22 protein-coding genes and 1 pseudogene are annotated in these 23436 nt (G+C 72.7%); 6 read left to right on the top strand and 17 right to left on the bottom strand.

Features of this window, described 5'->3' with window-relative positions; genetic code table 11:
• Window positions 1-79 precede the first annotated feature (79 nt).
• Entirely contained in the window at window positions 80-358 is a 279-nt protein-coding gene (locus ACWEO5_RS06040) for a hypothetical protein (RefSeq protein WP_452160559.1), read from the top strand.
• A gap of 19 nt (window positions 359-377) precedes the next feature.
• Here the strand turns inward: ACWEO5_RS06040 and ACWEO5_RS06035 are convergent, their stop codons facing one another.
• Window positions 378-1337, bottom strand: a complete 960-nt coding sequence (locus tag ACWEO5_RS06035) for a helix-turn-helix transcriptional regulator (protein ID WP_452160557.1) — start codon at window positions 1335-1337, stop codon at window positions 378-380.
• Between the two features lie 411 nt (window positions 1338-1748).
• On the opposite strand from ACWEO5_RS06035, the gene ACWEO5_RS06030 reads away from it, so the two are divergent.
• Together ACWEO5_RS06030 and ACWEO5_RS06025 are read left to right on the top strand one after the other, a co-directional pair.
• On the top strand, window positions 1749-2468 hold the full coding sequence (locus tag ACWEO5_RS06030) for a FadR/GntR family transcriptional regulator (RefSeq protein ID WP_452160555.1): 720 nt from the start codon (window positions 1749-1751) through the stop codon (window positions 2466-2468).
• A 62-nt stretch (window positions 2469-2530) separates the two neighbouring features.
• The gene (locus ACWEO5_RS06025; protein ID WP_452160553.1) at window positions 2531-3778 is read left to right on the top strand and encodes a CynX/NimT family MFS transporter; all 1248 of its coding nucleotides are present in this window, start codon (window positions 2531-2533) and stop codon (window positions 3776-3778) included.
• Between the two features lie 114 nt (window positions 3779-3892).
• Here the strand turns inward: ACWEO5_RS06025 and ACWEO5_RS06020 are convergent, their stop codons facing one another.
• From ACWEO5_RS06020 to ACWEO5_RS05975, 10 genes are all read right to left on the bottom strand, one after another.
• A complete protein-coding gene (locus ACWEO5_RS06020; RefSeq protein WP_452160551.1) occupies window positions 3893-4609 on the bottom strand; it encodes an ABC transporter permease in 717 nt (238 codons plus the stop codon).
• 10 nt (window positions 4610-4619) lie between these two features.
• Complete coding sequence (locus ACWEO5_RS06015) at window positions 4620-5561, bottom strand: ABC transporter ATP-binding protein (RefSeq protein ID WP_344554019.1); 942 nt, start codon at window positions 5559-5561, stop codon at window positions 4620-4622.
• A 9-nt stretch (window positions 5562-5570) separates the two neighbouring features.
• A complete protein-coding gene (locus ACWEO5_RS06010; RefSeq protein ID WP_452160549.1) occupies window positions 5571-6467 on the bottom strand; it encodes an ABC transporter permease in 897 nt (298 codons plus the stop codon).
• Window positions 6464-7513 (bottom strand): ABC transporter ATP-binding protein, encoded by a 1050-nt coding sequence (locus tag ACWEO5_RS06005; protein ID WP_452160547.1) that lies wholly within the window; start codon window positions 7511-7513, stop codon window positions 6464-6466. The genes ACWEO5_RS06010 and ACWEO5_RS06005 overlap by 4 nt, the downstream gene beginning before the upstream one ends.
• Window positions 7514-7671: 158 nt before the next feature.
• The gene (locus ACWEO5_RS06000) at window positions 7672-8646 is read right to left on the bottom strand and encodes a hypothetical protein (protein ID WP_452160545.1); all 975 of its coding nucleotides are present in this window, start codon (window positions 8644-8646) and stop codon (window positions 7672-7674) included.
• A complete protein-coding gene (locus tag ACWEO5_RS05995; RefSeq protein WP_452160543.1) occupies window positions 8643-9548 on the bottom strand; it encodes a hypothetical protein in 906 nt (301 codons plus the stop codon). Before ACWEO5_RS05995 ends, ACWEO5_RS06000 begins: the two co-directional genes overlap by 4 nt.
• Window positions 9545-10387, bottom strand: a complete 843-nt coding sequence (locus ACWEO5_RS05990; RefSeq protein ID WP_452160541.1) for a hypothetical protein — start codon at window positions 10385-10387, stop codon at window positions 9545-9547. Before ACWEO5_RS05990 ends, ACWEO5_RS05995 begins: the two co-directional genes overlap by 4 nt.
• Window positions 10388-10421: 34 nt before the next feature.
• Window positions 10422-11333 carry a hypothetical protein gene (locus ACWEO5_RS05985; protein WP_452160539.1) on the bottom strand — a complete coding sequence of 304 codons (912 nt, stop codon included), beginning with the start codon at window positions 11331-11333 and terminating at the stop codon, window positions 10422-10424.
• Between the two features lie 198 nt (window positions 11334-11531).
• Complete coding sequence (locus ACWEO5_RS05980) at window positions 11532-12869, bottom strand: hypothetical protein (RefSeq protein ID WP_452160537.1); 1338 nt, start codon at window positions 12867-12869, stop codon at window positions 11532-11534.
• Window positions 12870-13585: 716 nt separating this feature from the next.
• A complete protein-coding gene (locus ACWEO5_RS05975; protein ID WP_452160535.1) occupies window positions 13586-14473 on the bottom strand; it encodes an LLM class flavin-dependent oxidoreductase in 888 nt (295 codons plus the stop codon).
• 63 nt (window positions 14474-14536) lie between these two features.
• Between ACWEO5_RS05975 and ACWEO5_RS05970 the strand changes: the two genes are divergently transcribed.
• Window positions 14537-14785 carry a hypothetical protein gene (locus ACWEO5_RS05970; protein ID WP_452160533.1) on the top strand — a complete coding sequence of 83 codons (249 nt, stop codon included), beginning with the start codon at window positions 14537-14539 and terminating at the stop codon, window positions 14783-14785.
• Entirely contained in the window at window positions 14782-15183 is a 402-nt protein-coding gene (locus ACWEO5_RS05965) for a DNA-binding protein (RefSeq protein ID WP_452160531.1), read from the top strand. Before ACWEO5_RS05970 ends, ACWEO5_RS05965 begins: the two co-directional genes overlap by 4 nt.
• 46 nt (window positions 15184-15229) lie before the next feature.
• Here ACWEO5_RS05965 and ACWEO5_RS05960 read toward each other — a convergent pair.
• From ACWEO5_RS05960 to ACWEO5_RS05945, 4 genes and pseudogenes are all read right to left on the bottom strand, one after another.
• A pseudogene (locus tag ACWEO5_RS05960) lies at window positions 15230-15358 on the bottom strand (LLM class flavin-dependent oxidoreductase); the annotation flags it as partial.
• An 89-nt stretch (window positions 15359-15447) separates the two neighbouring features.
• Window positions 15448-15912, bottom strand: coding sequence for a hypothetical protein (locus ACWEO5_RS05955; RefSeq protein ID WP_452160529.1), 465 nt, complete (start codon window positions 15910-15912; stop codon window positions 15448-15450).
• Complete coding sequence (locus ACWEO5_RS05950; RefSeq protein WP_452160527.1) at window positions 15912-19739, bottom strand: RHS repeat-associated core domain-containing protein; 3828 nt, start codon at window positions 19737-19739, stop codon at window positions 15912-15914. Before ACWEO5_RS05950 ends, ACWEO5_RS05955 begins: the two co-directional genes overlap by 1 nt.
• Window positions 19736-20461, bottom strand: coding sequence for a WXG100-like domain-containing protein (locus tag ACWEO5_RS05945; RefSeq protein WP_452160525.1), 726 nt, complete (start codon window positions 20459-20461; stop codon window positions 19736-19738). Before ACWEO5_RS05945 ends, ACWEO5_RS05950 begins: the two co-directional genes overlap by 4 nt.
• 238 nt (window positions 20462-20699) lie before the next feature.
• Between ACWEO5_RS05945 and ACWEO5_RS05940 the strand changes: the two genes are divergently transcribed.
• A complete protein-coding gene (locus ACWEO5_RS05940) occupies window positions 20700-21092 on the top strand; it encodes a type II toxin-antitoxin system VapC family toxin (RefSeq protein ID WP_452160523.1) in 393 nt (130 codons plus the stop codon).
• Window positions 21093-21237: 145 nt separating this feature from the next.
• Here ACWEO5_RS05940 and ACWEO5_RS05935 read toward each other — a convergent pair whose 3' ends face one another.
• Both ACWEO5_RS05935 and ACWEO5_RS05930 read right to left on the bottom strand, forming a co-directional pair.
• Entirely contained in the window at window positions 21238-23052 is a 1815-nt protein-coding gene (locus ACWEO5_RS05935; protein ID WP_452160521.1) for an ABC transporter ATP-binding protein, read from the bottom strand.
• A gap of 163 nt (window positions 23053-23215) precedes the next feature.
• The gene (locus ACWEO5_RS05930; RefSeq protein ID WP_176189324.1) at window positions 23216-23353 is read right to left on the bottom strand and encodes a SapB/AmfS family lanthipeptide; all 138 of its coding nucleotides are present in this window, start codon (window positions 23351-23353) and stop codon (window positions 23216-23218) included.
• Window positions 23354-23436: the final 83 nt, after the last annotated feature.

Below are 23436 nucleotides of genomic sequence, written 5' to 3'. Positions count from 1 at the left end.
GACCGCCCCGCGCCCGACGGCTCTGCCCCCGTCCGCTCCGACCCGTCCGCTCCGACCCGTCACCGAGGAAGCGCCGCCCGTGGCCGCACTGACCATCCGCGTCCTGCCCGGTCCCGGGTCGGAAGCGCCCCGTTCACTGCCCGAGACGGCCTCGATCCGGCTGGTGGCCCGGCTGCCGGCCGGTTGGCGGTGCGTGCCGGTGATGACCGGCGAGGGGTTCGCCGTCGAGGTCGAGCTGCCGGGGCCCGCGCCCGGCCCCGCGCCCGGCCCCGTTCCTGGCCCCGCCCCGGCGGTCGTCATCGCCCGGGCCTTCGCCGAAGCCGGTCTGGCCGGGTGGCGGCTCGACCCGTGCGGGTGATCCCGGGGCGGCGGCCGGGTCAGATCCAGCCGCGTTCCCGGGCGGTGAGCGCCGCCTGGACCCGGTTGGTGGCGCCCAGGTGGCGCATCAGCTCCGCGACCCGGCTCCGGTAGGTCCGCACCGAGATGTTCAGCTCCCGGGCGCCGGCCTCATCCTTGTCCGCCTTGATCATGACCCGCAGCACCTGCTGCTCGTTCTCGCTCAGCCGTTCCTCGTCCGGTCGGGAGGCGTTCTCCCAGAACCGCTCGAACAGGGCGAGCAGGCTGGCCAGCATGCCCGCCTGGTGGACCACGAGCGCCCCCTGCGAGCTGTCCTGCGGGTCGATCGGGACGAGCGCCGTCCGGCGGTCGAAGATCAGCACCCGTTCCAGCGGGCTGTCGGAGATCCGCACCTGCATGCCCTTGGCCATCAGTTCGCGCAGGTAGCCCGCGGTCAGCGGGTCGTCCATCGCCCCGGCGCCGAAGACCGTGCGCATCTCCACCCCGCGCCGCAGGCAGCGCAGGTCCGGCTCCCGGGTGGCCTCGATCGCGCCGGCCGACATCGCGCCGCGGGCCTGCACCGAGAGCAGCTCGTGGTGCGTGAAGAAGGTCAACTCGTCGATGCGCTCCCGGACCTCCTCCAGCCCCTCGACCCGCTCGACGCCGGTCGGCACCGCGTTGCCGATGCCCTGCCGGTGGTCCTCGGCCAGGACCTCGGCGAGGTTGCGGGAGGCGATCACCTCGCGCAGCTCCTCGTGGATCTCGCCCAGCCGCTGCTCGATCAGCCGCTCGACGACCACCCCCGGGTCGGTCGCGGCCAGCCGCTGCCGGCGGTCGAGCTTGACCATGCTCCGCTCCTGCAGGCGCTCCACCACGGCATCGACCTCTCCCGGCTCGAACCCGCAGGCCAGCGCCAGCGCCTCCGGACCGAGCCCGGGACTGCGGAGGATCACCCGGTAGGCCAGTTCCTCGCGCGGCTCCACCGCCAGATGTGTCAGCACGCTGCGATCCACCACTACTCCCCCTGCCCGTTTCGGAGTCCAGGCCGCTACAACTCTCCACCAAAAATTCTCATGATCGTATGGCAGAGATCAAAGCTACTGGAGGGTTCCGCGATCCTTTCTTCTCTTCCCCTTCACACCCCATCCGACCTGCGCAATCATTTGCTGCGATTTGCACCGCCAATGGACGCAAAGGCCGAAATGGCGCGAATAATGCCGTTTCGTCGGGCCACGAACCCAGCGGACGGGGGAATCGGAGAGCGGAGCATACAAAGGAATCATTTCCTGTTCATTAACTGGGCCGTGTTCCGCACGCCCCGCCCACCGGGGCGTCGGTTGTAGGATGACCGGGCAAGGAGTTGTAGGATGACCGGACAGGTCGGTTGGTGCGCGTGGAGAGGAGGGCCCGGCGTGGAGGGGTTGCAGGCGGCGGGGCGGCGGTCGTTGGTGGATGCTGCGATCGACCAGCTGCGGGAGCAACTGGCCTCCGGGGTCTGGGCGGTGGGGGCGCGGATCCCGACCGAGCACGAGCTCGCGGAGCGGCTGCAGGTGGGGCGCAACACGGTGCGGGAGGCGATCCGGGTGCTGGTGCACGCGGGGATGCTGGTGTCCCGGCAGGGGGAGGGGACGTTCGTCCGGTCGACCAGTGACCCGGCGGCGGTGCTGCGCGGGGTGCAGCGGTCGGGGGTGCGGGACGTGCTGGAGGTGCGGGCCGCGCTGGAGACCGAGGCGGCCCGGCTGGCCGCCGAGCGGCACACCCCCGACGACCTGGCCCGGATGCGGGCCGCGCTGGCCCGCGAGGCCGAGGTGATGGCGGCGCACCCGGAGCGGGCCGGCCGGGAGGCCACCGTCGAGCACGACCTGGAGTTCCACACCGCCGTGGTGGAGGCCGCGCACAACCCGGCGCTGACCGAGGTCTACCGGTACTTCGGGGCCTCGGTGCGGGAGTCGATGCGCGCCTCGTTCGGCGACCACGAGATGCCCGAGGTGGCGATCGACACCCACACCGCCCTGGTCGACGCGATCGAGAGCCGGGACCCGGAGCGCGCCGAGGCGGCCTGCCGGGCGCTGCTCGCGGAGCCCACCGCGGCGGTGGAGCAGCTGCTCGCCGCGATCGCCGCGCGGAAGTGACGCGGGGCCCGCGCCCGCCGTCCCCGCAGAACGCACCACCAGCACAGAGAGTCAGTCCAGCCATGTCCGTCACCCGTGCCGTCCAGCCCGCCCTCGACCCGAAGGTCGGTACCCGAACCGCCGCCCGGTTCGCCCACCCCGCCCTGCTGCTGACCGGGATCGTGCTGGTCGCCCTGAACATGCGGGCCTGCCTGGCCGCAGTCTCGCCGATGGTCGTGGAGATCCAGCGGACCTTCGGCCTGTCCGCCACCGCGAGCGGCCTGATCACCACCGTGCCAGTGCTGTTCCAGGGCGTGGGCGCGCCGCTCACCCCGCGGCTGACCCGGCGCTTCGGCACCGAGCGGGTGGTGCTGGGCGCGGTGCTGGCGCTGGGCGCGGGCGTGCTGCTGCGGGTGCTGCCCTCGGTGGCGGCGCTGTACGCGGGCTGCGTGGTGATCGGCGTGGCGATCGCGGTGCTGAACGTGTCGATGCCGGGCCTGGTGAAGCGGGAGTTCCCGCAGAAGGCCGCCATGATGACCGGCGTCTACTCGACCACCATGCTGGTCGGCGCGACCATGGCGGCCGCCCTGTCGGTGCCGCTGGAGCACGCGCTGGGCGGCGGCTGGCAGGCTTCGCTGGGCGCCTGGTCGGTACTGGCGCTGGTCGCCGCGGTGGCCTGGCTGCCGCAGGTGCTGAAGGCCCGGCAGGACCGGACGGTGCCGGTGCGGGTCGCCCCGGCGGTGCCCGTGCCGGACGCCGGCACCAGCCCGTGGAAGTCCGCGCTGGCCTGGCAGATCAGCGTGTTCATGGGCGTCTCCTCGCTGCTGGTGTACACCCTGGTCGCGTGGATGCCGACCATCCTGGCCGACCACGGGATGCCGCGCGGCGAGGCGGGCCTGGTGTTCGCGTTCAGCAACCTGGTGCAGGTGGTCGGCGCCTTCCTGGTGCCGCTGCTGGCCGGCCGGATGACCCGGCAGCGCGGCCTGGCGCTGGTGATGGCCGGGCTGAACGGCGCGGGCGTGCTGTGGCTGCTGCTGGCGCCGGTGTCCGGGGCGTGGTTCTCGGCGACGGTGCTGGGCCTGGCGCAGGGCGGCTCGCTGGGCCTGGGCCTGGCGTTCATCGTGCTGCGCACCCACAGCGTGGTGGGCGCGGCCCGGCTGGGCGGGATGAGCCAGGCGGTGGGCTACCTGGTGGCGGCGGCCGGGCCGGTGGGCGCGGGCGCGCTGCACCAGGTGACCGGCGGCTGGGACGCGACGCTGCTGGTGATGCTGGTGCTGGCCGCGGTCGCGGCGGTGGCGGGCTGGGGCGCGGGCCGCAACCGGACGGTGTGACCGCGCGGGAGCGGCGGGGGCGGGGACGGAAGAGGGCGGGGACGGTCGTGGTGACCGTCCCCGCCCTCCGTGCGTCCGGGAGCCGCTGCGCGCACGCGGGCGGCGTTCCGGGTGCTACTCCTCGCTGCCGAGCGTGAGCCCGGCGAGCTTGACCGAGGCGTACGCGGTGGTGCCGAGCACGACGACCACCAGCAGGCAGAGCGCGGTGGGCAGTTCGACCGGGGCGATGACGGCGCCCTCGGTGACGATCGACTCGGTCAGCGACAGGCCCCACTGCTGGATGGAGAGGGTCTGGGCGCCGCTGACGTAGCCGCCGATCAGGCTCTCCCAGATCAGCGCGTAGGCGAGGCCCGCGATCACCGCGTGCCGGGTGAGCACGCCCAGCAGCAGGAACACCGCGCTGTACGCGGCGCCGGAGGCGAGCGCGCCCACGGTGTAGCCGAGCGCCACCCGGCCGCCGGTGCCGTACAGGATCAGCCCGGCCACGTACATCGGGACGGCGGAGAGCAGCCAGGTGCTCCCGACGGCGACGGCCAGTTTGGTGGTGATGATCTTCCAGCGGGGCAGCGGCTTGGCGAGCAGGTAGACGATCGAGCCGTCCTCGATCTCGGTGGCGATCACGCCGGTGCCGACGACCAGGCCGATGACCGGGACCAGGGTGCCGAGGGCGAGGGTGCCGAGGATCTTGTGCACGAGGTCGAGCCGGTCCAGGTCGCTGCCGCGGGTGAGCAGGGCGACGCCGAGCAGCAGGACCGGGACGGCCAGCAGGATCAGGACCCGGCGGCGGCCGAACAGGCCGCGCGCGGTGAGCCTGGCGACGGTGGTGTTCATCGGGGGCCCTTCAGGACGAGACCAGGTACGAGAAGACGCTTTCCAGCGACTCGTCGGCCGGGGAGACGGTGTACAGGCGGATGCCGGCCGCCCGGGCGACCTTGGGCAGCAGGGTGGTGAAGCCCTGGAAGTCGATCGCCTGGATGCGCAGGGCCCCCGCGGCGGAGCCGCCGATCGACTCCGCGGCGGGGTCGAACTCGATGCCGGAGGTGGAGCCGTCCGCGATCAGCGCCGCGGCCAGCCGCCGGTCGTCACTGGAGCGCACCAGGTAGCGGTGCGGGCGGTCGGTCATCAGGCGGCGGATCTCCCGGAAGTCGCCGGACGCGGCGTGCCGTCCGGCCACCACCACCTCGATGTGGCGGGCGAGCTGCTCGACCTCCTCCAGGATGTGCGAGGAGAACAGCACGGTGCGCCCGTCGGCGCCGAAGCGGCGCAGCAGCTCCATCAGGTGCAGGCGCTGGCGCGGGTCCATGCCGTTGAACGGCTCGTCCAGCAGCAGCACCGCGGGGTCGTGGACCAGCGCGGAGGCCATCTTGACCCGCTGCTTCATGCCCTTGGAGTAGGTGCCGGTGTGCCGGTCCTGGGCGTAGCCCATCTCGACCAGGGCGAGGGCGCGCTCGGCGGCGGCGCCCGGGTCGGGCAGGCCGTGCAGTTCGGCGTTGGCGAGGACGAACTGCCAGCCGGTCAGGTAGTCGTACATCGACTCCTTCTCCGGGACCAGGCCGATCTGCCGGTACACCTCCTGGTTGCGCCAGATCCGGGTGCCGTCCAGGGCGACGGTGCCGGAGGAGGGCGCGAGGAAGCCGCTCATCATGTGGATGAGGGTGGACTTCCCGGCGCCGTTGGGGCCGAGCAGGCCGGTGATGCCCGGTCCGATGGACATGGTGACGTCGTTGACGGCGACCACGTTGCCGAACCAGCGGGAGACCTTGTCGATGGTGATGACGGCCATGGCTGCCTCTCAGACGTTCCGGTAGCGGCGCAGCGTCAGCGCGTGGCCGCCGGCCGTGAGGGCGAGGAGCACGACCAGGAAGACCAGGGCGCCGCCCGTGCCCGGGGCGTACAGGAGGGCGGAGCCGCCGTCACCCAGCGAGAAGAGCTGGTTGACCAGGGCCTCCACCAGGGTGGACGGGGAGATCAGGAACGCCCAGGAGGAGTCGCTCTGCTGCAGCGGGTCGTAGCCCCGGTTGAGCGCGAAGGTGATCATGGCCAGCGCCCTGGTGATCATCAGGAGGCCCATGATCGCGGCCACGCCGAAGCCCCGGCGCGGGGTGAGCGCGGCGATCAGCAGGCCGATCGAGCTGTACAGCAGCGCGTACAGGACGGCGGCGACCAGGCCGTACAGCAGGTGCACCAGGTTGTCGCCGACCGGGAACTCGGCCAGCAGCGCGCCGGTGAACAGCAGCAGCAGCGGCAGCGCCAGCACGATCAGCAGCGCGCTGAACATCGCGGCGAACTTGGCCGCCACGTAGTCGCCGCGGGTGGCCGGGCGGGAGAAGTACAGCGGGACGACGTGGTGCCGCAGGTCCCGGGACATCAGCACGGGCGCCTGCGCGGCCAGGAAGATCTGCGGCAGCACCGAGAACGAGGCCAGGTAGTCGGCGTAGTCCATCGGCATCGACTTCTGCTGGGTGAACAGCGCGATCGCCAGCATCGCCAGCGAGGGCGCGGCCATCCCGCCCAGCAGCAGGAACGGCAGCACCTTGGACCGGCCGGAGCGGCCCAGGCCGAACGCGGCCCGCAGGCTCTGCACGTACAGCGAGCGGGTGGCGTACCGGCGGCCCAGCCGCGGCCCGGTGTACGGGCGGTAGCCGATGTCGTGGATGACGCCGCCGTGGGCGTCGGAGCGGGTGGTCACGCCTGCTCGCCTCCTGCCGACACGGCCCGGTGCGCGTCGTGGCCGTGCTCGTCGTGGCCGTGTTCGTCGTGGCCGTGCTCGTCGCCGTGGTGGCCTTGGTCCGCGTCCTCGTCGGAGCGGGTGCTGAAGATCTCGGCGACCCGGTGGCGGCGCTGCTCCAGCCGGACCAGGCCGAGGCCGAGGTCGTCCACGGTGTCCCGGACGGTGTCGTACGTCTCCTCGCCGGCGATCTCCACCAGCAGGATCCGGCTGCCGTCGGCCCGGACGGTCAGGCCCGCCGCGGTCAGCCGCTCGGTCAGGGCCGCGTCGGCGTCGAAGGACCGGTCCACCGGGTGGTCGGTGACCTCGACGGCCAGCAGCTGGGTGGTGCCGGTGAACGAGGCGGTGGAGGAGGAGCGCAGCAGCTTGCCGCCGTCGATCACCACCAGGTGGTCGCAGGTCCGCTCCAGCTCGCCCAGCAGGTGCGTGGTGACCAGCACCGAGATGCCGAAGTCGGCGTGGACCCGGCGGATCAGCCCGAGCATCTCGTCCCGGCCGACCGGGTCGAGGCCGTTGGTCGGCTCGTCCAGCAGCACCAGCTGCGGGTCGTGGACCAGCGCCTGGGCCAGCTTCACCCGCTGCTTCATGCCGGTCGAGTAGCCGCCCATCGGGCGGTAGCGCTCCTCGTACAGGCCGACGTGGCGGAGCGTGTCGGCGGTGCGCTCGCGGGCCGCCGAGGCGGGCAGGCCGGACATCCGGGCCATGTGCACCACGAACTCGGTGGCGGAGACGTCCGGCGGCAGGCAGTCGTGCTCCGGCATGTAGCCGACGCGTTCGCGGATCGCCGGGCCCTGGGTGGCGATGTCCAGGCCGAGCACCTGACCGGTGCCCTCGGTGGCCGGGGACAGCCCGAGGAGGATCTTGATGAGGGTGGACTTGCCGGCACCGTTCGCCCCGACCAGACCGACCACGCCGGACTCCACCTCCACGGTGAGCCGGTCCAGCGCGGTGACCCGGGAGAACCTCTTGGTGAGGCCGTCCGTCTTGATGACTGTGGACACGGTCATCAACGTAGCCGCGCACCCCCGCCCGGCGGAATGCGCTGCGGAGCCCGGATCGCCTCCCCCCGCAGGATGACCTCCCCGGCCCGCCCCCTAGGGGTAGGGCGGCGGGCCGGGGAGCAATGAGCCTGACGGTTCGTCAACTCACGTGCGCGTAACGGCGGTCAGGCCAGCATGCCGCTCTGCAGGGCGACCACCTGCCGGAACGCCTGCGCGGGCACGCCCTTCGGGTTGGTCATCTGGATCAGCGCGACCACGTCGCCGCTCTGCATCCAGCACAGCCGGCCGGTGGGCTGGCCCCCGGCCTTCTCGTCGGACAGCCGGACGTTCACCTGGGCGCTCGTGGCCGGGTACACCCCGTCGATGTCCAGGTGGGTGGAGGCGATGTCCTTGGTCTCGGACATCACGTTCGCGCCCACGAAGTAGTTGCCGGCCTCGTCGGCGGACCCGAAGTGCAGCAGCCGCAGCTCGGTGCGGGTGCCGTCGGCGGCCGTCCAACCCTGGGCCGCCGCGCCCCGGCAGGCGTCGATGGTCAGCCGCAGGGCGTACGAGTCGTCCTCGGCCAGCATCGCGTCGTGGTCGCACGGGATCCAGCGGCCCGCCACCGACGGCAGCGACGCCGACGCCGAGGGGGAACCGGAGGCCGAGCCCGACGCCGACGGGGACGGGGAGGCCGACCCGGACGCCGACGGGGACGCCGACGGGGACGGGGAACCGGACGGGCCGGTGCCGACCGCGCCCTTCGGCAGCGGCAGCAGCAGCCCGCGCAGGTCCGCCGCGTGCGCCTTGATCTTGGAGTCGGCCGGCGCCGAGGCGCCCAGCGGCAGCGGCGGGAGGCTCAACTCCGGGAAGGCGTACCGGCCGTCGTTCGGCGTGGCCAGGCCCGGCAGGTCGGTGCGCTCCGGCAGGGTCACCAGGACGGCGGTGCCCGCGCCGGTCAGCACGGTCAGCAGCAGCGCCGCACCGACCTGCCACCGGCGGCGCCGGTCGGCCTTCCCCGGCACCGGCAGCGCCTCCGGCAGCGGCGCCTCCGGCAACGGCGGCACCGGGGGCGCCGGGGGCGCCGGGACCTCGGTGACCGGTCCGATCGACTCCGGCCGGGCCTCCGGCCCGGTCTGGGGGGTGGTGTCGCTGCTCATACGGAGGCTCCCGGTCGGGCCAGTCGGTCCAGTTGCTGACGGAACAGGTCCACGACCTTGTTCTGGTCGAGGGGCACCACGCCGAAGACGCGCATCTGCACCAGCAGGTCACCCTCGGCGGAGTAGCAGCTCAGGTAGTCGAGCTGGTCGCCGGGATCCAGCATCGGCAGCGCGCAGCGCGCGTCCGGGTGGTCCGGCACCTGGGGACCGCGCCGGAACAGGTCGGTGTCGTCGATCAGCGCGCCGTACAGCTCGCCCTCCTGCGAGACCGCCTGCTGGTTGAACTGGGCCAGCTGCAGCACCGCCACCATCCGGTTGTCGCCCTGCGTGAGGCTGCGCACCCCGGCACCGGTGAAGTGCAGGCTGTCGAGCGCCTTCTTCCGCTGGTCCAGGTACTTCGCCGGCACCCCGGACAGCAGCAGCTCCTTGGCCTGCTCCAGGTCGCCGTTGCCGCCGAACTCGCTGTCGTTGCCGAACTGCTTGTAGTCCGGCCCGAGCCGGTAGCCGGTGGGCACCGGCAGCAGCAGGTCGCGCAGGTTGCCGAAGTGGTTGCCGTTGGACTTGGCGCCCCACGGGACGGGCGTGCTCGCCGAGGGCGAGGGGGCCGCGACCGCCGCCACCGGCGGTGCCGCGTCGTCCGCGTAGTGCACCCGGATGATCACCTCGCCGATGCCGACACCGGCCAGCGCCGCCACGAGCACCGCCGCGACCGCCTTCGACACCCGCGAGGCGCGCCGCGGCCCGGCCGGGACGGGCTGGACGGCCTGCTCGGCCGGGACGGGCTGGACGGGCTGTTCGGCCGGGGCCGCAGTGGGCTGGGTCGGGACGGCGACGGGCTGCTCGGCCGGGGCCGCAGTGGGCTGGGCCGGGACGGCGGGCCCGGTGGATTCGATGTCGGTCACGCGAGTCGCTCCCACTGGCGCTTGGCGATGTCCTCGAACTGCGCCCGGTCCACCGGGTTCTCGGCGAAGACCTGGACGATCATCAGCACGGTGCCCTTGCGGGCGAGCGCCTCGCCGTAGTGGTAGGTCTCGGTGCTGCGCGCGTAGTGGTAGGTGCCCTTGGCGAACATCAGGTAGCTCTCGGGGTTGCCCGGGATCGTCGAGACCTCCATGTCCGAGGTCGAGCGCGGCATCGCCTCGGTGATCGTCTTCCCCACCGACTCCTGGGCGTACTGGACCAGCACGATCCGGTAGTTGGCGTTGTCCGCGTCCCAGCGCACCGAGGCGGCGCGGCGGAAGCCGTCCTCCAGCAGCGTGGTGAACTCGCGCACGCTGTCGTCGTAGGCCTCGGACCGGTCGGCCACGGACAGCCAGCCGTCGCCCTCGCCGCCGGTGCGGTCCGTGCTGCCGGCCGGGCGGTCGATCAGCAGCTTGCGCAGGTCGCCGTCGATGTCGAGGGGCTGCGGTCCGGCCGCGGCCAGCGCCTTGGGGTCCACCCGCTCGGCGGAGTAGGACAGCTTCGGCGCGGCGATGGCCGGCAGCGGCGTCGGCGGCCGGGAGGACTGGATGCCGTAGCCGACCGCGGCCCCGATCACCGGCCCGGCCAGCACGGCGGTCAGGAACAGCGCGCCCGCGCCGAACTTCCGCCTGGCGCGGACGGGTTCGCCGCCCGACGCGATCAGGTCGGCGGCGCCGGGCGGCGGCGGGAGGAGGGGTGGCGGCGGGAGGAAGGAGGGCGGCGGGGAGGGTTCGGCGGCGGCCGTCCCACCCGCTGCGGCGTCCGCGGGTTCGGTGCTCAACTGTGGCTCCTGGGAAGAGAGTTCGAGACGGCCGTCAGCCGTTGACGAGGCGGTCGCGGGCGCGCTTCATCGCGTCGGCGAGCAACGCCCGGTCCGGGTCGCCCTGCACGTCGACGGTGACCTCGTAGACCACGTCGCCCGCCACGCCGATGCCGACCAACTCACCGGTGTACGCCTGCTGTTCGGGCTTGAAGACGTAGCCCTTGGCGTTCGGGACCCCGCTCACGTCGAACGATTCCCCGTCGTAGCTGCTGTTGTCGGCGAAGCCCTGGGCCCGGTCGGTGCGGCTGAACCGCTTGAGCTCGACCCGCACCTCGCTCTTGCCGTCCCGGGTGCGGTAGGTGCGGGTGGCCGCGTCCTTGAAGTTCCAGGAGTCCAGGACCTCCTTGATGTCGACGTCCTTGCTGTACTGGGCCTGCAGGTCGTCCATGCTCATCATCGCGCCGTCCGGCGAACCGTACGGGTCCGCGTCGTCGGGCACCGGCAGCAGGAAGTACCGCAGGTCACCGCTGTGCTTGCCGCCCGAGACGCTGCCCTGCAGGGTGCTGGACGGGCGCGGGGCCACCGTCGGCTTGGCGGTGGGCGTCGGCGTCGGGCTCGGCGTGGGCGTCGGGCTCGCGGACGGGGACGGCGAGCCGCCGGTGACCGCGGCCGACGGGGCCGCCGCGACGGCGTGGCCGGGACGGTCGGGCTTGCCCACCGCGACGGTGACGGCCGCACTGGCCGCCGTCACCGCGAGCAGGCCCGCCACCGACAGCACCACGCCGACCGCCCGGGGCAGCCGGCGCGGGGCCCCCGGCTGCGGGCCGGGGGCGAGTTCGGGCCCGGCTTCGGGCTCGGGCGCGGGCGCGGAGACGGGCTCGGCCTCGGGCACGGGAACGGGCGCGGGAACGGGCGCGGGAACGTGCTCCGGAGCCGGGTCGGGGCGCGGTTCGGGAACGGACAAGGGTCTCCCCCCAGGGTTCACGTGGCTGCCCGCACGAAGGTGCGAACCGTACCCCCGTCCGGCTCGAACGCGATCGTCATCGCGCGGTGCACGAATTATGTGAGACCTGTGCTCCCGCCAACAACACGGTTGCGCCGTCCAATTGCCGCAATGACGGCCAATCGGACGGTCCGTGACTGAACCGCAACCAGGAGCGGGTCAGCTCCCCTCCGGCCCCTTCCCGGCGGGCGGCTCGGCCGGCCGGCCGGGCTCCCCGGACCCGGGCTGGGCGGGCGCGGACGCGGGCTGGGCGGGGTCCGGCTGGGCCGGTGCCGGCTGGGCCGGGGCCGGCTGGGCGGGGGCGTACTGGGCCGGGACGGGGGCGTACTGCGGGTAGGCGGAGGACTCGGCGAACCGGATGCCCGCGGCCTCGGCCAGCGCGATGTCCAGGCGCTCGCTGCGGATCCGGCGGTCGATGTAGAGCACGCCGTTGACCAGCGGGACCAGCGGACTGGTCGCCAGCATCGTGACCAGGCTGACCAGCGCGGCGAGCACCAGCACGACCGTGATCGTGCCGCGGGTGTCTCCCCCGTCCCCGGAGGCCGCCGCGCCGACCGGCAGCATCACGGCCACCACCATCCGGAGCGGGAAGTTGATCACCGTGGTCCCGATCGCGCCGAGCAGCGAGACCAGCGCGGTGAGGCCGAGGCTGCGCCACCAGTTGTTCCGGTTGAGCTGCCAGGCCCGGCGGACCGCCGTCCGCGCGCCGCTCTCCTCCAGCACCGCCACCGGGATCTGCGGCGCCAGCCGGAACGTCACGTAGAAGGCGCCGCAGCCGACCAGCAGGAACGGCAGCAGCAGCACGTCACCGAACAGGACCGAACCGGCCATCAGGAGCGCCTCCAGCAGCAGCAGCGACCCGTACACCAGCGCCAGCGTCGCGACGGACGCCGTGAGCCGGGGCCGGGCCTCCTGCCACGCCTGGGCGGCCGTCAGCTTCCGGCCGAGGGTGGCGGCCCGCAGCACCACCGTGGCCAGCGGCCCGGCCACCACGTACAGCGCGAGGCCGACCAGGGCGCTCATGCCGAAGAACAGCAGCAGCGGCCGGGCCAGGTTCCACACCTGGGTGTCGGTGGGGTCCATGACGGTGATGTCCGGGAAGTCCTCCACCCCGTCGTACAGGCTGCCGGAGATCAGGAAGGCCACGGCCAGCAACGGCACCGCGCCGATGCCGACGACCACCGAGAGCGGCAGGTACAGCGGGCGGACGTAGCGGCGCACGGTGTCGAAGACGGCGCCGAACATCTCGGCGAAGCCGAGCGGGCGCAGCGGCAGCACGCCGGGCTTCGGCGCGACCGGAACGCCGCCCCACCGGCCCTGCCCCCAGCCGCCGCCGGTGCTCCAGCCGGGCTGCCCGAAGGCCGGACCGTACCCGGGCCAGTGCCCCGGGGCACCCGGGACGCCGCCCGGTCCGGGGGCCTCCGGGCCGGGGGCCGTCGGCCCCTGCGGCTGACCGCCGTTCTGCTGCTGACCCGGACTGCCGCCGTCCCCGCTCATTCCGTTCCCCTCCAGGAAGCCTCGGGCCCGACCCTCGGGCTCCGCTTCTGAGCCTAGGGCCCGGATCGGACCGTCGCGGAGCCGCCCCTGGCCCGGCCTGGGCCCGGTTCCCCGGTCCGCACGACCTGACGGGTCATCGACGGCACCGGCCGGCACCGGTGATCGTGGCGGACACCGGGAACGCCCGCCCCGCACACCCGGGCACCACGCGTCCGGGCACCACGCGTCCGGGCACCGCGGTCCGGAATCCTCCGCCTCCCGAAACCCGTCCGCCCGAGAACGCACGACCGCGCGCCGTCGGATCCCGAGGAGCCGCCGATGAACACCACCCGTCCCCGCCCGCCCCGGGCCCGGCGGCGCCGTCACCGACGTCGCCGGCCCCGACGACCACGACACCCGCCGCTCCGAGGCGTCCTTCGTCGCCGGACTCGCCGAACTCCTGGGCCGGCCCGTTCTGTTCAGCGCCCTCGACGTCCGCCCGTCCGCCTACTGGCCGGCCGCCCCGAACGGCCTGATCACCCGTGCCCGGCTGACAGAGCCGGACGAGGCGGCGGAAGACGCCGACCTCCCCGGCGGCTCCATCTCCGCCGTACGCGACTTCGTCCCCCAGCTGCCGCACCTGAGGCTCGACCCGATCGCCGAGGGCCGCTACGCCGACCCGTTCACCGAGGCCGCCGACCAGCCGCCCGGGCGGTGCGGCCCGGGCCGCCCCGTGCTCAGCCCAACTGGGCGAGACCCTCGGTGGCGATCTTCTCGAAGACGTCGAGGTCGCCCGCGAAGACCGAGTCCGGCACCGGCCAGTGGACCACCAGTTCGGTGATCCCCAGCTCCCGGTACCGGCCCGCCCAGTCGACGAACGCGCCCACCGACTCCAACGGCTTCTCCGCCGTCGACCCCTGCAACAGCACCTTCTCCAGCGACGCCGCGTCCCGCCCGACCGCCGCGCAGGCCGCCGCCAGCTTCCCGAGCTGCCCGGCGATCACCGCGGGCGCCTGCTCCACCGGCACGTCCCCCGGCCCGCGCGGGTCCCCGTACGTCACCCAGCCCTGCCCGTGCTCCGCCGCCAGCCGCAACCCGCGCGGCCCCGTCGCCGCCACGTAGAACGGCACCCGCGGCACCTGCACGCAGCCGGGGATGTTCCGCGCCTCCACCGCCGAGTAGTACGCGCCCTCCCGGGTCACCGCGTCGTTGCGCAGCAACTCGTCCAGCAACCCCACGAACTCCCCGAACCGGTCCGCCCGCTCCCGCGGCGACCACGCCTCCTGCCCCATCGCCGTCGCGTCGAACCCCGTCCCGCCCGCCCCGATCCCCAACGTCAGCCGCCCACCGGACACGTCGTCCAGCGTGATCAGCTCCTTCGCCAACGTCACCGGATGCCGGAAGTTCGGCGACGTCACCAGCGTCCCGAGCCGGATCCGCTCGGTCGCGCACGCCGCCGCCGTCAGGGTCGGCACCGAGCCGAACCAGGGCTCGTCCCGGAAGCTCCGCCAGCTCAGGTGGTCGTACGTGTAGGCCGCGTGGAACCCGAGCTCCTCGGCCCGCCGCCACACCTGCCGCCCCTCGCTCCACCGGTGGATGGGGAGGATCACCGTGCTCAGTCGCATGACCCCGACACTATGCCGTTGAAAGTCCGCCCGGAGCGTGCATACCAGCAGTATGCTTGCTTCATGGCGGCTACCACGCGCATCACGGTCACCCTGCCCACGGAGCAGGTGGCCGAACTGAAGAAGCTCACCGACAACGTCTCCGGCTACGTCGCGGAAGCGGTGGCCCGGCAGATCAGGCACCAACTGGTCGCGGAAGAACTCCGCCGGTACGAGGAACAGCACGGCGCGTTCACGGAAGAGGAACTCGCCGCCGCGCACGCGAGGATCTCCGGTTCGTCCGAGCCGGGCAGCGGAGCGACTGCCGCGTGAGCGTGCGTATCGAGACCGTCGTGCTGGACTCCCAGGGAACGTCCGCCTGGATCTCGCAGGACCGGGGGCTGCTCGCGATGATCAAGGCTTTCCACTCGATGGGGGCCGGCTTGGTCGTCGGCGCCAACACCATCGTGGAGATCTCGCACGCCAGGGCGAACACCGCCCGACTGAACTGGGTGCTCTCGCAGGTCAGGATCGAGCCCGTGACCGAGCACGCGGCCAGAGCCTCCGCGGCGCTTCTCAAGCAGGCCGGTCTGCACGGTCACAAGTACGCCATCGACGCCACCGTCGCCGAGATGGCGCTCCGCCAGCCAGGCCCGGTGGCCATGTTGACCTCGGACATCGACGACATGGCCAAGCTCTGCGGTGACCGGATCCGGCTCATCGCCATCTGATTCGAGGGTGGGTCAGAGCATTCATGGTCCGCGTTTCCGCAGGTCGGACCGTGATGGGTGAACGAGGCTCGACCGACGTCACCAGCGTCCCCAGCCGGATCCGCTCGGTCGCCGTCGTCGCCGCCGTCAGGGTCGGTACCGACCCGAACCACGGCTCGCCCCGGAAGCTCCGCCAGGGAGATCTCCGGATCCCGTCGCCCCGCGTCGTCCGCCGGGACCTCGGGCAGTTCACGGGCCACGCCGGGCATCACCCCGCGCAGCCGATCAACTGCCCGGTCCTTCTTCGGGGACAGGGGCGGAGCGCACCAGCCAGATGTCGTACTCCTCGGTCGTCACGCCGCAGGAGGTGCGGCCGTCGCGCGCCATGGTGACGAACTCGGGCTGCTGCGGGCCGTCGGTGAGGTGCGCTGCCAAGCACGCGTCGTCGTCCCAGCGGACCAGGGCCCATCCGAGGTTGCCCATGCCGCGACCGCCGACGTGGATGAGGAAGGTCCCGTCGGGGGCGAACAGTCCGGACTCCCGCGAGAGCCGGAGCCAGTGCTCGTCGACCCGTGCGGCCCAGTCGGGGGCGCTGAGCGCGACGGTGGCGTCGGGTTCGACGAGGAAACCGACGACTGACAGCCAGACCTCGTCCGGGGACGGCAGGTCGGTGGCGTCCGGTGCGCCGAGAACGGTGAGGCCGGCGGTCTCCAGGAGCAGCCTTCTCGAATCCTCAGGAGAGGCTGACATCATTTCCTCCGGTAGAAGAAGTGGTGGTCTCCGCCAGGCTTGTTCATCTTACTGTAGCGCTCCATCGACGTGTAGCCCTCGGGTGAATTGTCCCATCCGAAATTGACCAGCTCCCGATTGTCGCCGTGCTTGGGTTTTCCGGCGTGGAAGTGCAGGCCAGCGGGATCGTCGGTGTGTTCCACGACCACGCGGGAACCGTTTTCGGTCTCGAATTGACGAAAATTCCCCCAGTGGGTGGGATCGTTGGAGTAGACGTGTCCCGGCATGTTCTTGTACCGCTTGTCCCCGACCACCTTCCATTCCGCGACCGGTTCTTCCCCGTACGGGACGCCCGCCAGCTCGAAGGCGGCCCGCTCGGCCTCCTCGCGGGAGTCGAAGGGGTTGCTGTGCTCTCCCCGGGGCGGGCCCTGGTGTTTTTGGTGGGGGGACAGGCCGAGCGGGTCGCACCAGGTGTGCGGGTTGGCGACGTAGGTGTCCGGGTTCGGGCCCGGGATCAGACCCAGCGGGTCCGGCGTCAGGTACCGGGCGGTCTCAGGGTCGTAGTAGCGGTGGAGGTTGTAGTGGAGGCGGGTCTCGGGGTCGAAGTACTGGCCGGGGAAGCGCAGCGGTGTGTAGGTGGTGCTGTCGGAAGGCCAAGTGGTGTGTCCCCAGAGGCTGGGGGTGGCGCGCCAGGCGATCGATTCGGCGGCCGGGTCGATCAGTTCGGTCGGCGTGCCGATCAGGTCGGTGACGATGGCGAAGAAGCGACGGTCCACCCGCTCCGCCGTACTGATGGCCTCGGTCTGTGTGAGCGGACGGATCCCGTGGTGCTCCCAGCTCAGGGTGTGCGGGCCCGGGAGGTACGGCGCGGAGGTGGTCTGCTCGGCGAGCACCGGGCCGTCCCAGGTGAAGTCCGTGCGCTCCCCGGTGCTGCCCGGGGCCGCGGTCCGCTCCTTGGCGATGCGGCGGCCGAACGGGTCGTAGCGGTACTGCCAGCGGCTGCCGTCCGGAGTGGTGACCTCGGTCAGCCGGTCCTCGGTGTCCCAGGCGTAGTGCCAGACGTCGGGGTTGCGGGAGGACCGGGCGACCCGGCGCACCGTGGTGCGGCCCGCGGCGTCGTACTCGAAGGCCGTCCGGCCCGAGGTGGAGATCCGGGTGCCGGAGTAGGTGCGCTCGCCGACCGCCGACCGGGTGGTGGCGGTCGCGGGCCACGAGGCGCGGGTGATGTTGCCGGCCGCGTCGTAGGCGTAGCTCTCCTCCCACTCCGCTCCCCGGACGGCGGTGACCCTCCCGACCGGGTCGAGGTCGAAGGTGCGGGGCCCGCCCAGCAGGTCGTCGACCGCCGCGAGGGAGCTGTCGGTGCGGTAGGCGTAGGTGCGTCGCTGCAGCGTGCGGTCGGCCGTGCGGGCCGACTGTCCGGTCATCCGGTGCCGGGAGTCCCACTCGCTGGTCAGCACGAGCCGCCGGTCGAAGGACCGGTGGGTCTCCCGCCCGGCCTGGTCGTAGTCGAACGCGATGCTCCCGTCCGGGGTGTTCAGCGCCGTCGCACGGCCCGCGCCGTCGTACGTCCAGATCCCGCAGTGGCCGGTGGGGGTGGTGCGACTCGTCCGGCGGCCGAGGGCGTCACGGGTGATGCGCAGGGTGCGCCCGTTGACCGTCTCCTCCAAGAGGTTGCCGAGGGCGTCGACCGTGCGGGTGACCGTCGCGTCGGCGTTCTCCGCCCGCACCAGGTGGCCCGATCCGTTGTACGCGTACGTCGTCTCCCGGCCGTCGGCGTTCTTCCGGACCAGGTGGCCGATCAGGTCGTAGGAGTACTCGGTGACCGCACCGAGCGGATCGGTCACCGCGGTGACCTGTCCCGCAGCGTCCAGGCGGTACGTCAGGGTGCTTCCCTGGTAGTCGCGTTCGCCGATTACCCGCCCTGCTGCGTCGTAGTCGTAGTGCCAGGTCCGGCCGAGCCCGTCGGTGACCGTGGTCAGCCGCATGTCGGCGTCGTGGGTGAAGGTGACGCGGGCGCCGTCGGGAGTGATGCGGGCGGCGAGCGTCTCGAAGTGGGTGTACTCGAACGCGGTGGTCAGGCCGAGTTGGTCGGTGTGGGCCACCACGTTGCCCTCGCCGTCGTACGTCCACCGCTCGACGCTGCCGTCCGGGCGGGCCCGCTCGGCCAGGTTGCCCTCGACCGTCCAGTGCGACCGGACGGTGCCGCCGAGCGGGTCGGTGATCGCCACGACCCGTCCGAAGGCGTCCCGGTCGTAGCGGATCGTCGCACCGGTGGGGTCGGTGACTTCGACGGGGAGTCCGGCGGGGTCGCAGCGCACGCGTGTGGTGTTGTCGAGGGCGTCGGTGGCCGAGGCGAGGTGGCCGTGCTCGTCGTAGGTGTACGTGGTGGTGGCGCCGAGCGGGTTGGTCTGGGCGGTGCGCAGGCCGTTCTCGTCGTACCTCTGGTACCAGGTGGCGCCGCCGGGTTCGGTGATCGTGACGGGCAGGCCGGGTATGTCGGCGTACCGCGCGGTGGAACGCCCACCGTCGGGTCGGGTGATGGTGGTCAGGTCGCCGGCGCCGTCGTACTCGTAGCGGGTGGTGCGGCCGAGCGGGTCGGTCTCGGCGAGGAGGCGGTCGTGCTCGTCGCGTTCGTAGGTGGTGGTGTTGCCGAGGGGGTCGGTGACGGCGACGACCTGGGCGTGGTGGTTGATCAGGTAGGTGGTGGTGTGGCCCAGCGCGTTGGTCTCGGTGTGGGTGCGCAGACCGGTGGCGGGATCGGGGTCGGAGTAGGTGAAGCGGAAGGCGAGGGTGCCGGTGGTGCCGCCCTCGTCGGTGACGCGGTCGAGGTGGTCGTAGGTGTAGCGGTACCCGGAATCGTTGCGGTCGGTCCAGGAGGTGAGGCGGCCGGTGGCGTCGTTGGTGAAGCGCATCGGCTTGCCGGAGGAGTTGTAGACCGCGCTGAGGTGGCCGTCGGTGTAGGAGTAGCGCATCAGCAGCGCGTCGCCGCCGGTGTCGGTGGCGTTCGCCAGGCGTAGGGCGGTGATGCGGTCGTTGTCGACGGTGACGAGGAGTCGGTAGCCGCCGGAGTGGGTGATGGACCGGGGGACGCCGTCGGTGTCGTAGGCGAGGGTGTAGTGGCGGCCGTGGCGGTCGCGGACCTCGGTGAGTAGGGCTTCGTCGCCGTCGGGGGTGGGGGTGAAGGTCTTGACCAGGCCGGCTGAGGGGTCGGTGACGGTGAAGTGGCCTTCGACCAGGTCGAGTTCGTTGCGGGAGCCGGCCGAGGCGTACACCGGATCACCGGGCTCGGGGTGCGGGTAGGTCTGGGTGATGCGGTCGGGGCGGACGTGGACGACGCCGTCGGCGTCGATCTCCAGGCGTTCGTCGAAGGTGCAGATCCACCGCGCGCCCATCCAACGGCCGGTCAGCAGGCCGGAGTCGAAACTGCGGGTGAACAGCAGCGGCAGCGAGCCGGGCAGCGAGGCGTCGACCTGGTCGATGTACATCCGGCCGGTGGCCATGTCGACGGGCTCGCCGCCGCCGCAGCGGGTGTCCTGCGGGCGGCCCTCGGTGCGTGGGCTCTTCACCTGGTCGCGGCCGCGGCCCTTGGGGTGCGAGCCGCCCCGGCCCGGCCGCCGACCGCCGCCGGAGCGGGGGTGCGGGACGCCGTCCTTGCCCTCGCCGCGCATGATCTTCGCGAGGTCCTTGGCGTGCTTCTCCTCGACCTCGCGGACGTTCTTGGCGACCTGCTTCAGGTTGTCGCCGGCCTTGCGGTAGAAGCCCTTCAACGCCTTTCCGGCGTCCTCCGCGAGGGTCTTGCCGAGCTTCTGCGCCGCGTGCTCCAGCGCCCTGACGATCTGGTTGCTCATTCGAAGCTCACCCCCGCGATCTTCGACTGGAACACCTCGGCGTGAGCGGCGACGGTCTCCGCGTGCTCGTGCATCATCCGCGCGTGCTCCTCCAGCGCGTCCGGATCGATCCGGAACCCGCTGCCACCGCCCCCGCCGCCCGACCCCCCGAGCGCGGACTCCGCGGCCCGGAACACCAACCCGGACACCGCGTTGGCTACCGTGTCCACCAGCGGACCGATCGCGGCCTCCACCACCTGGGCGATGATGTACTGCTCCAACTGCTGTTCCAGGTAGTTGATCAGGCGCTTCGCGGCCTCCTCGATCGCCAGCACCGCGGCCTCAGCGATCCCGAAGGTGGCCACCGCAGCTGCCTGGTCCGCCACCAACGCCGCTGCCAGCGCGACCAGTTCGGCGATCGTCTCGACCTTCATCGCCACGATCACGCCCGCCGCGACGTCCAGCGCCTCCGCCACCACGTGGCACGCCTGGACGAGTTCGTTCAGGTGCTGCTCCGAGACCGACGCCCAGCGCGCCAGCAGCGCCTCGTACGACGCCCCCTCGTACGCCTCGCCCAGGCGCCGCACCGTCGCCGTCGACTCCTGGTGCGAGCTCTCGACGTTCTGCGCGAACTCCCGGACGTGCGCGGCGAACTCGCGCACCTTGTCCTCGTTCACCGTCGGCCAGCTGATGCCGAAGAACGACAGCAACTCCACTACCTCGCCCGGCAGTTCGATCGCCACGCCAAGTCCTCCCCCGAAGACGAACGCACATTTGCCGACCGTAGCCAGGAACGCCGGCCAACAGGCGGACTTTCCCCAGTCTTGACCGTGGGCGGGCAGCGCCCGTTTCCGGTCGAGCACGACTGACGGTCGGCTCCGGCCCGGTGCCCGGGCATGCGCGGGGCGAAGGCAGCCGGAACCGAGCGCATCCGGGCCCACCACGCCGCCCGCCGGGACGACCGGCTCCGACGGACGCGGCGTGAGCGGCACGCTCGTTCTCGACAGCGAAGCACTCTCCAAGCTCTCCCGCCGCCACCGCGACATGACGGTCTGGCTGGACGTCGCCCGCACCCTCGACCTCCTGGTCGTCACCAGCGCCGCGACCCTGGTGGAGGCCCGCGACCCGGAAGTGCCGCAGGCCGCGTTCGACCACGCCGTCTCGCTGGCCAAGGTGCGCCCCGTCACGGAGGAGATCGCCCGCGCCGCGAGCAAGCTCCTCGCGACCGAGGGGCTGCACGGTCACAAGCACGCCGTCGACGCGATGCTCGTGGCCACGGCCCACCTCGAACGCGGCGACGTCACCGTGGTCACGAGCGACGCCGACGATCTCCGCCGACTCTGCCACCCGCGGGTGGCGGTCGAGCCGATCTGAGCGTCCCCCACCCGACGACCTGCCGCGTTCCTCCAGTTCAGTGCGTGATGGGTGAACGAGGCTTGGCCGAGGTCACCAGCGTCCCCGACCGGATCCGCTCGGTCGCCGTGGCCGCCGCCGTCCGTGTCGGCGGCGGCGCGCCGGGTCACGACGACGGAGTGGCGCCCTGGACCACCCGGTCCGGGTGCGCGGGGGCGGGGACGGACGCCTGGCTGGCGACCAGGTCTCGGTAGGGGGCGCAGCGTCCCAGCAGGGTGCGGTGGTCGCCGGCGTCGAGGACGGCGCCCCGGCTCATCACGACCACGTGCTGGGCGTCCTGCACGGTGGAGAGCCGGTGGGCGACCACGATGACGGCTCGGGTGGCGGCGAGGCGGCCGACGATGCTGCGGAAGCGCTGTTCGTTCAGGCCGTCGAGCTGACTGGTGGGCTCGTCGAGGAGGATGATCTCGGCGTCCGAGAGGAGCGCGCGGGCCAGGGCCATCCGCTGTCGTTGTCCGCCGGACAGGTCGGCCTCGCGCCCGATCGGGGTGTCGAGCCCCTGCGGCAGGCGGGCGATGTCCTCGCCCAGTCCGACGGCCTCCAGCGCCGCGTCGAGGTCGTGGTCGGTGGCGGTGCTGCGGCGCCCGAGCTGGAGGTTCTCCCGGACGGTGGCCTCCAGCAGGGTGAACGCCTGGTCGACGTAGGCGATCCGGGCCCGGAGGGCGTCGAGCGGCCAGTGGTCGGCGTCGTGCCCGAGGACGGTGATCGAGCCGCTGGACGGGTGGACGAAGCGGTCGATCAGGGCGAGCGTGGTGCTCTTGCCCGCACCGGAGGCGCCCACCACGGCGGTCAGACCGGTGCGGGCGGTGGTGAAGGAGACGCCGCGCAACGCGGCTTCGGTGGCACCGGCGTGGGTGTAGCCGACGCCGCGGAAGACCACGGCGGGCGCGCCCGGGACGGGGGCGGGCGTCGGACGCGACGTGTCCAGCGGGTCGGCCTCGGGGAGCAGGTCGAGCAGGTCGTTGCAGCGGTCGCGGGCGGCCAGACCGGCCTGCAGGCGGCCGAAGCCGGTGGCGAGCGTGCTCACCGCCGGGACGGTCTGCAGGAGGTACAGCAGGAACGCCGCGAACGCGCCGACCTGCAGGTCCCCGGCGGCCAGCCGGGCGCCGCCGGTGAGGATCACGGCGATCATCGCGAACTGGTTGCCGAGGGTCAGCGCCGCCGGGACGAGTGCGCTCAGCCTCGCGCCCTGCAGCGACACCACCCGCAGTCGTTCGGCGTCGGCGGCGAGGGCCCGCGCGGCCACCGGCTCGGCGCGGTACGCCTTGACGGTGGTCAGGGCGTCGAGGGTGGCGGTGAAGCGCTGGGCGATGCGGCCGACGGCGTCCTGCTGCCCGGTCACGTTGCCCTTCATCCGACGCACGATCAGCAGCACCATGACGGTGAGCACGCCGAGGGCGGCGACCGTGACCAGGGTGAGGACCCAGTCGATCCACACCATCACGAGGAGCGTCGCCAGGACGGTCAGGGCGGCCAGCGGCAGTTGGGTGGCGACCTCGACGACCTGGCGCAGCAGCAGCGCGTCGGAGGTGATCCGGGCCGCGAGCTCTCCCACGCCCTGGGCGCGGACCACGGCCAGCGGCAGCCGCAGGGTGTGCTCCATCAGGCGGGTCCGCAGCCGGTACGCCAGTCGCTCCCCGATCCGGGCGAGCAGGAATCCCGAACCGGTCTGGGCGAGCGCACCGGCGACGGCCGCCGCGCACATCAGCAGCAGGTCGGGGCCGAGCGGCCGGTGGGCGGAGAAGTCGGCGACGACCTCCTGCACCAGGAGCGGGAGGGAGAGGCCGGCGGCGGTGGCACCGAGGGCGAGCAGCAGGGCGCAGGCCAGTCGGACCGGGTGGGAGGTGAGTTCGCGGCGCAGCCGGAGCCGGGACGGGTCGGCGACGCTCGGGGTGGTCCGGGGGGAACGGTCGACGGCCACGGCCAACCTCTCTGCTTGAACGGGACTCGGGGGGCGCGGGGCGCGGGGCCGGACGTGGACCGGGCCGCAGCGGTGAGCTGCGGCCCGGAGACCGGTCGGGCCCGTGGTGCGGGGCCCGACCGGCGTTTCTGCCTTTCCGCGCCGCGAGCGGTGCGGGGTCAGGTCACAGGCAGAGGAGCGTGCTGACCGTGCTGGTCCCGCAGTTGAGGACGCTCAGCGAGCTGGTGCTGGCGAGGGTGTCGTCGATCGGGGCCGCCTCGGTCTCGGGCAGCTCCATGGTCTGGAGGTCGAGGATCGCCATGACGTTTCTCCTTCTCACTACTGTGACCCACCCGGCCGGACGGCCGGGAGTTCGGTGGGGGCGCGGGGTGCGCCCGGTGGTGA

The organism is Kitasatospora sp. NPDC004272 (genome assembly GCF_053603035.1).
Note: the sequence above shows the minus strand (reverse complement) of the source record. Positions and strands in the feature narration are given on the sequence as shown.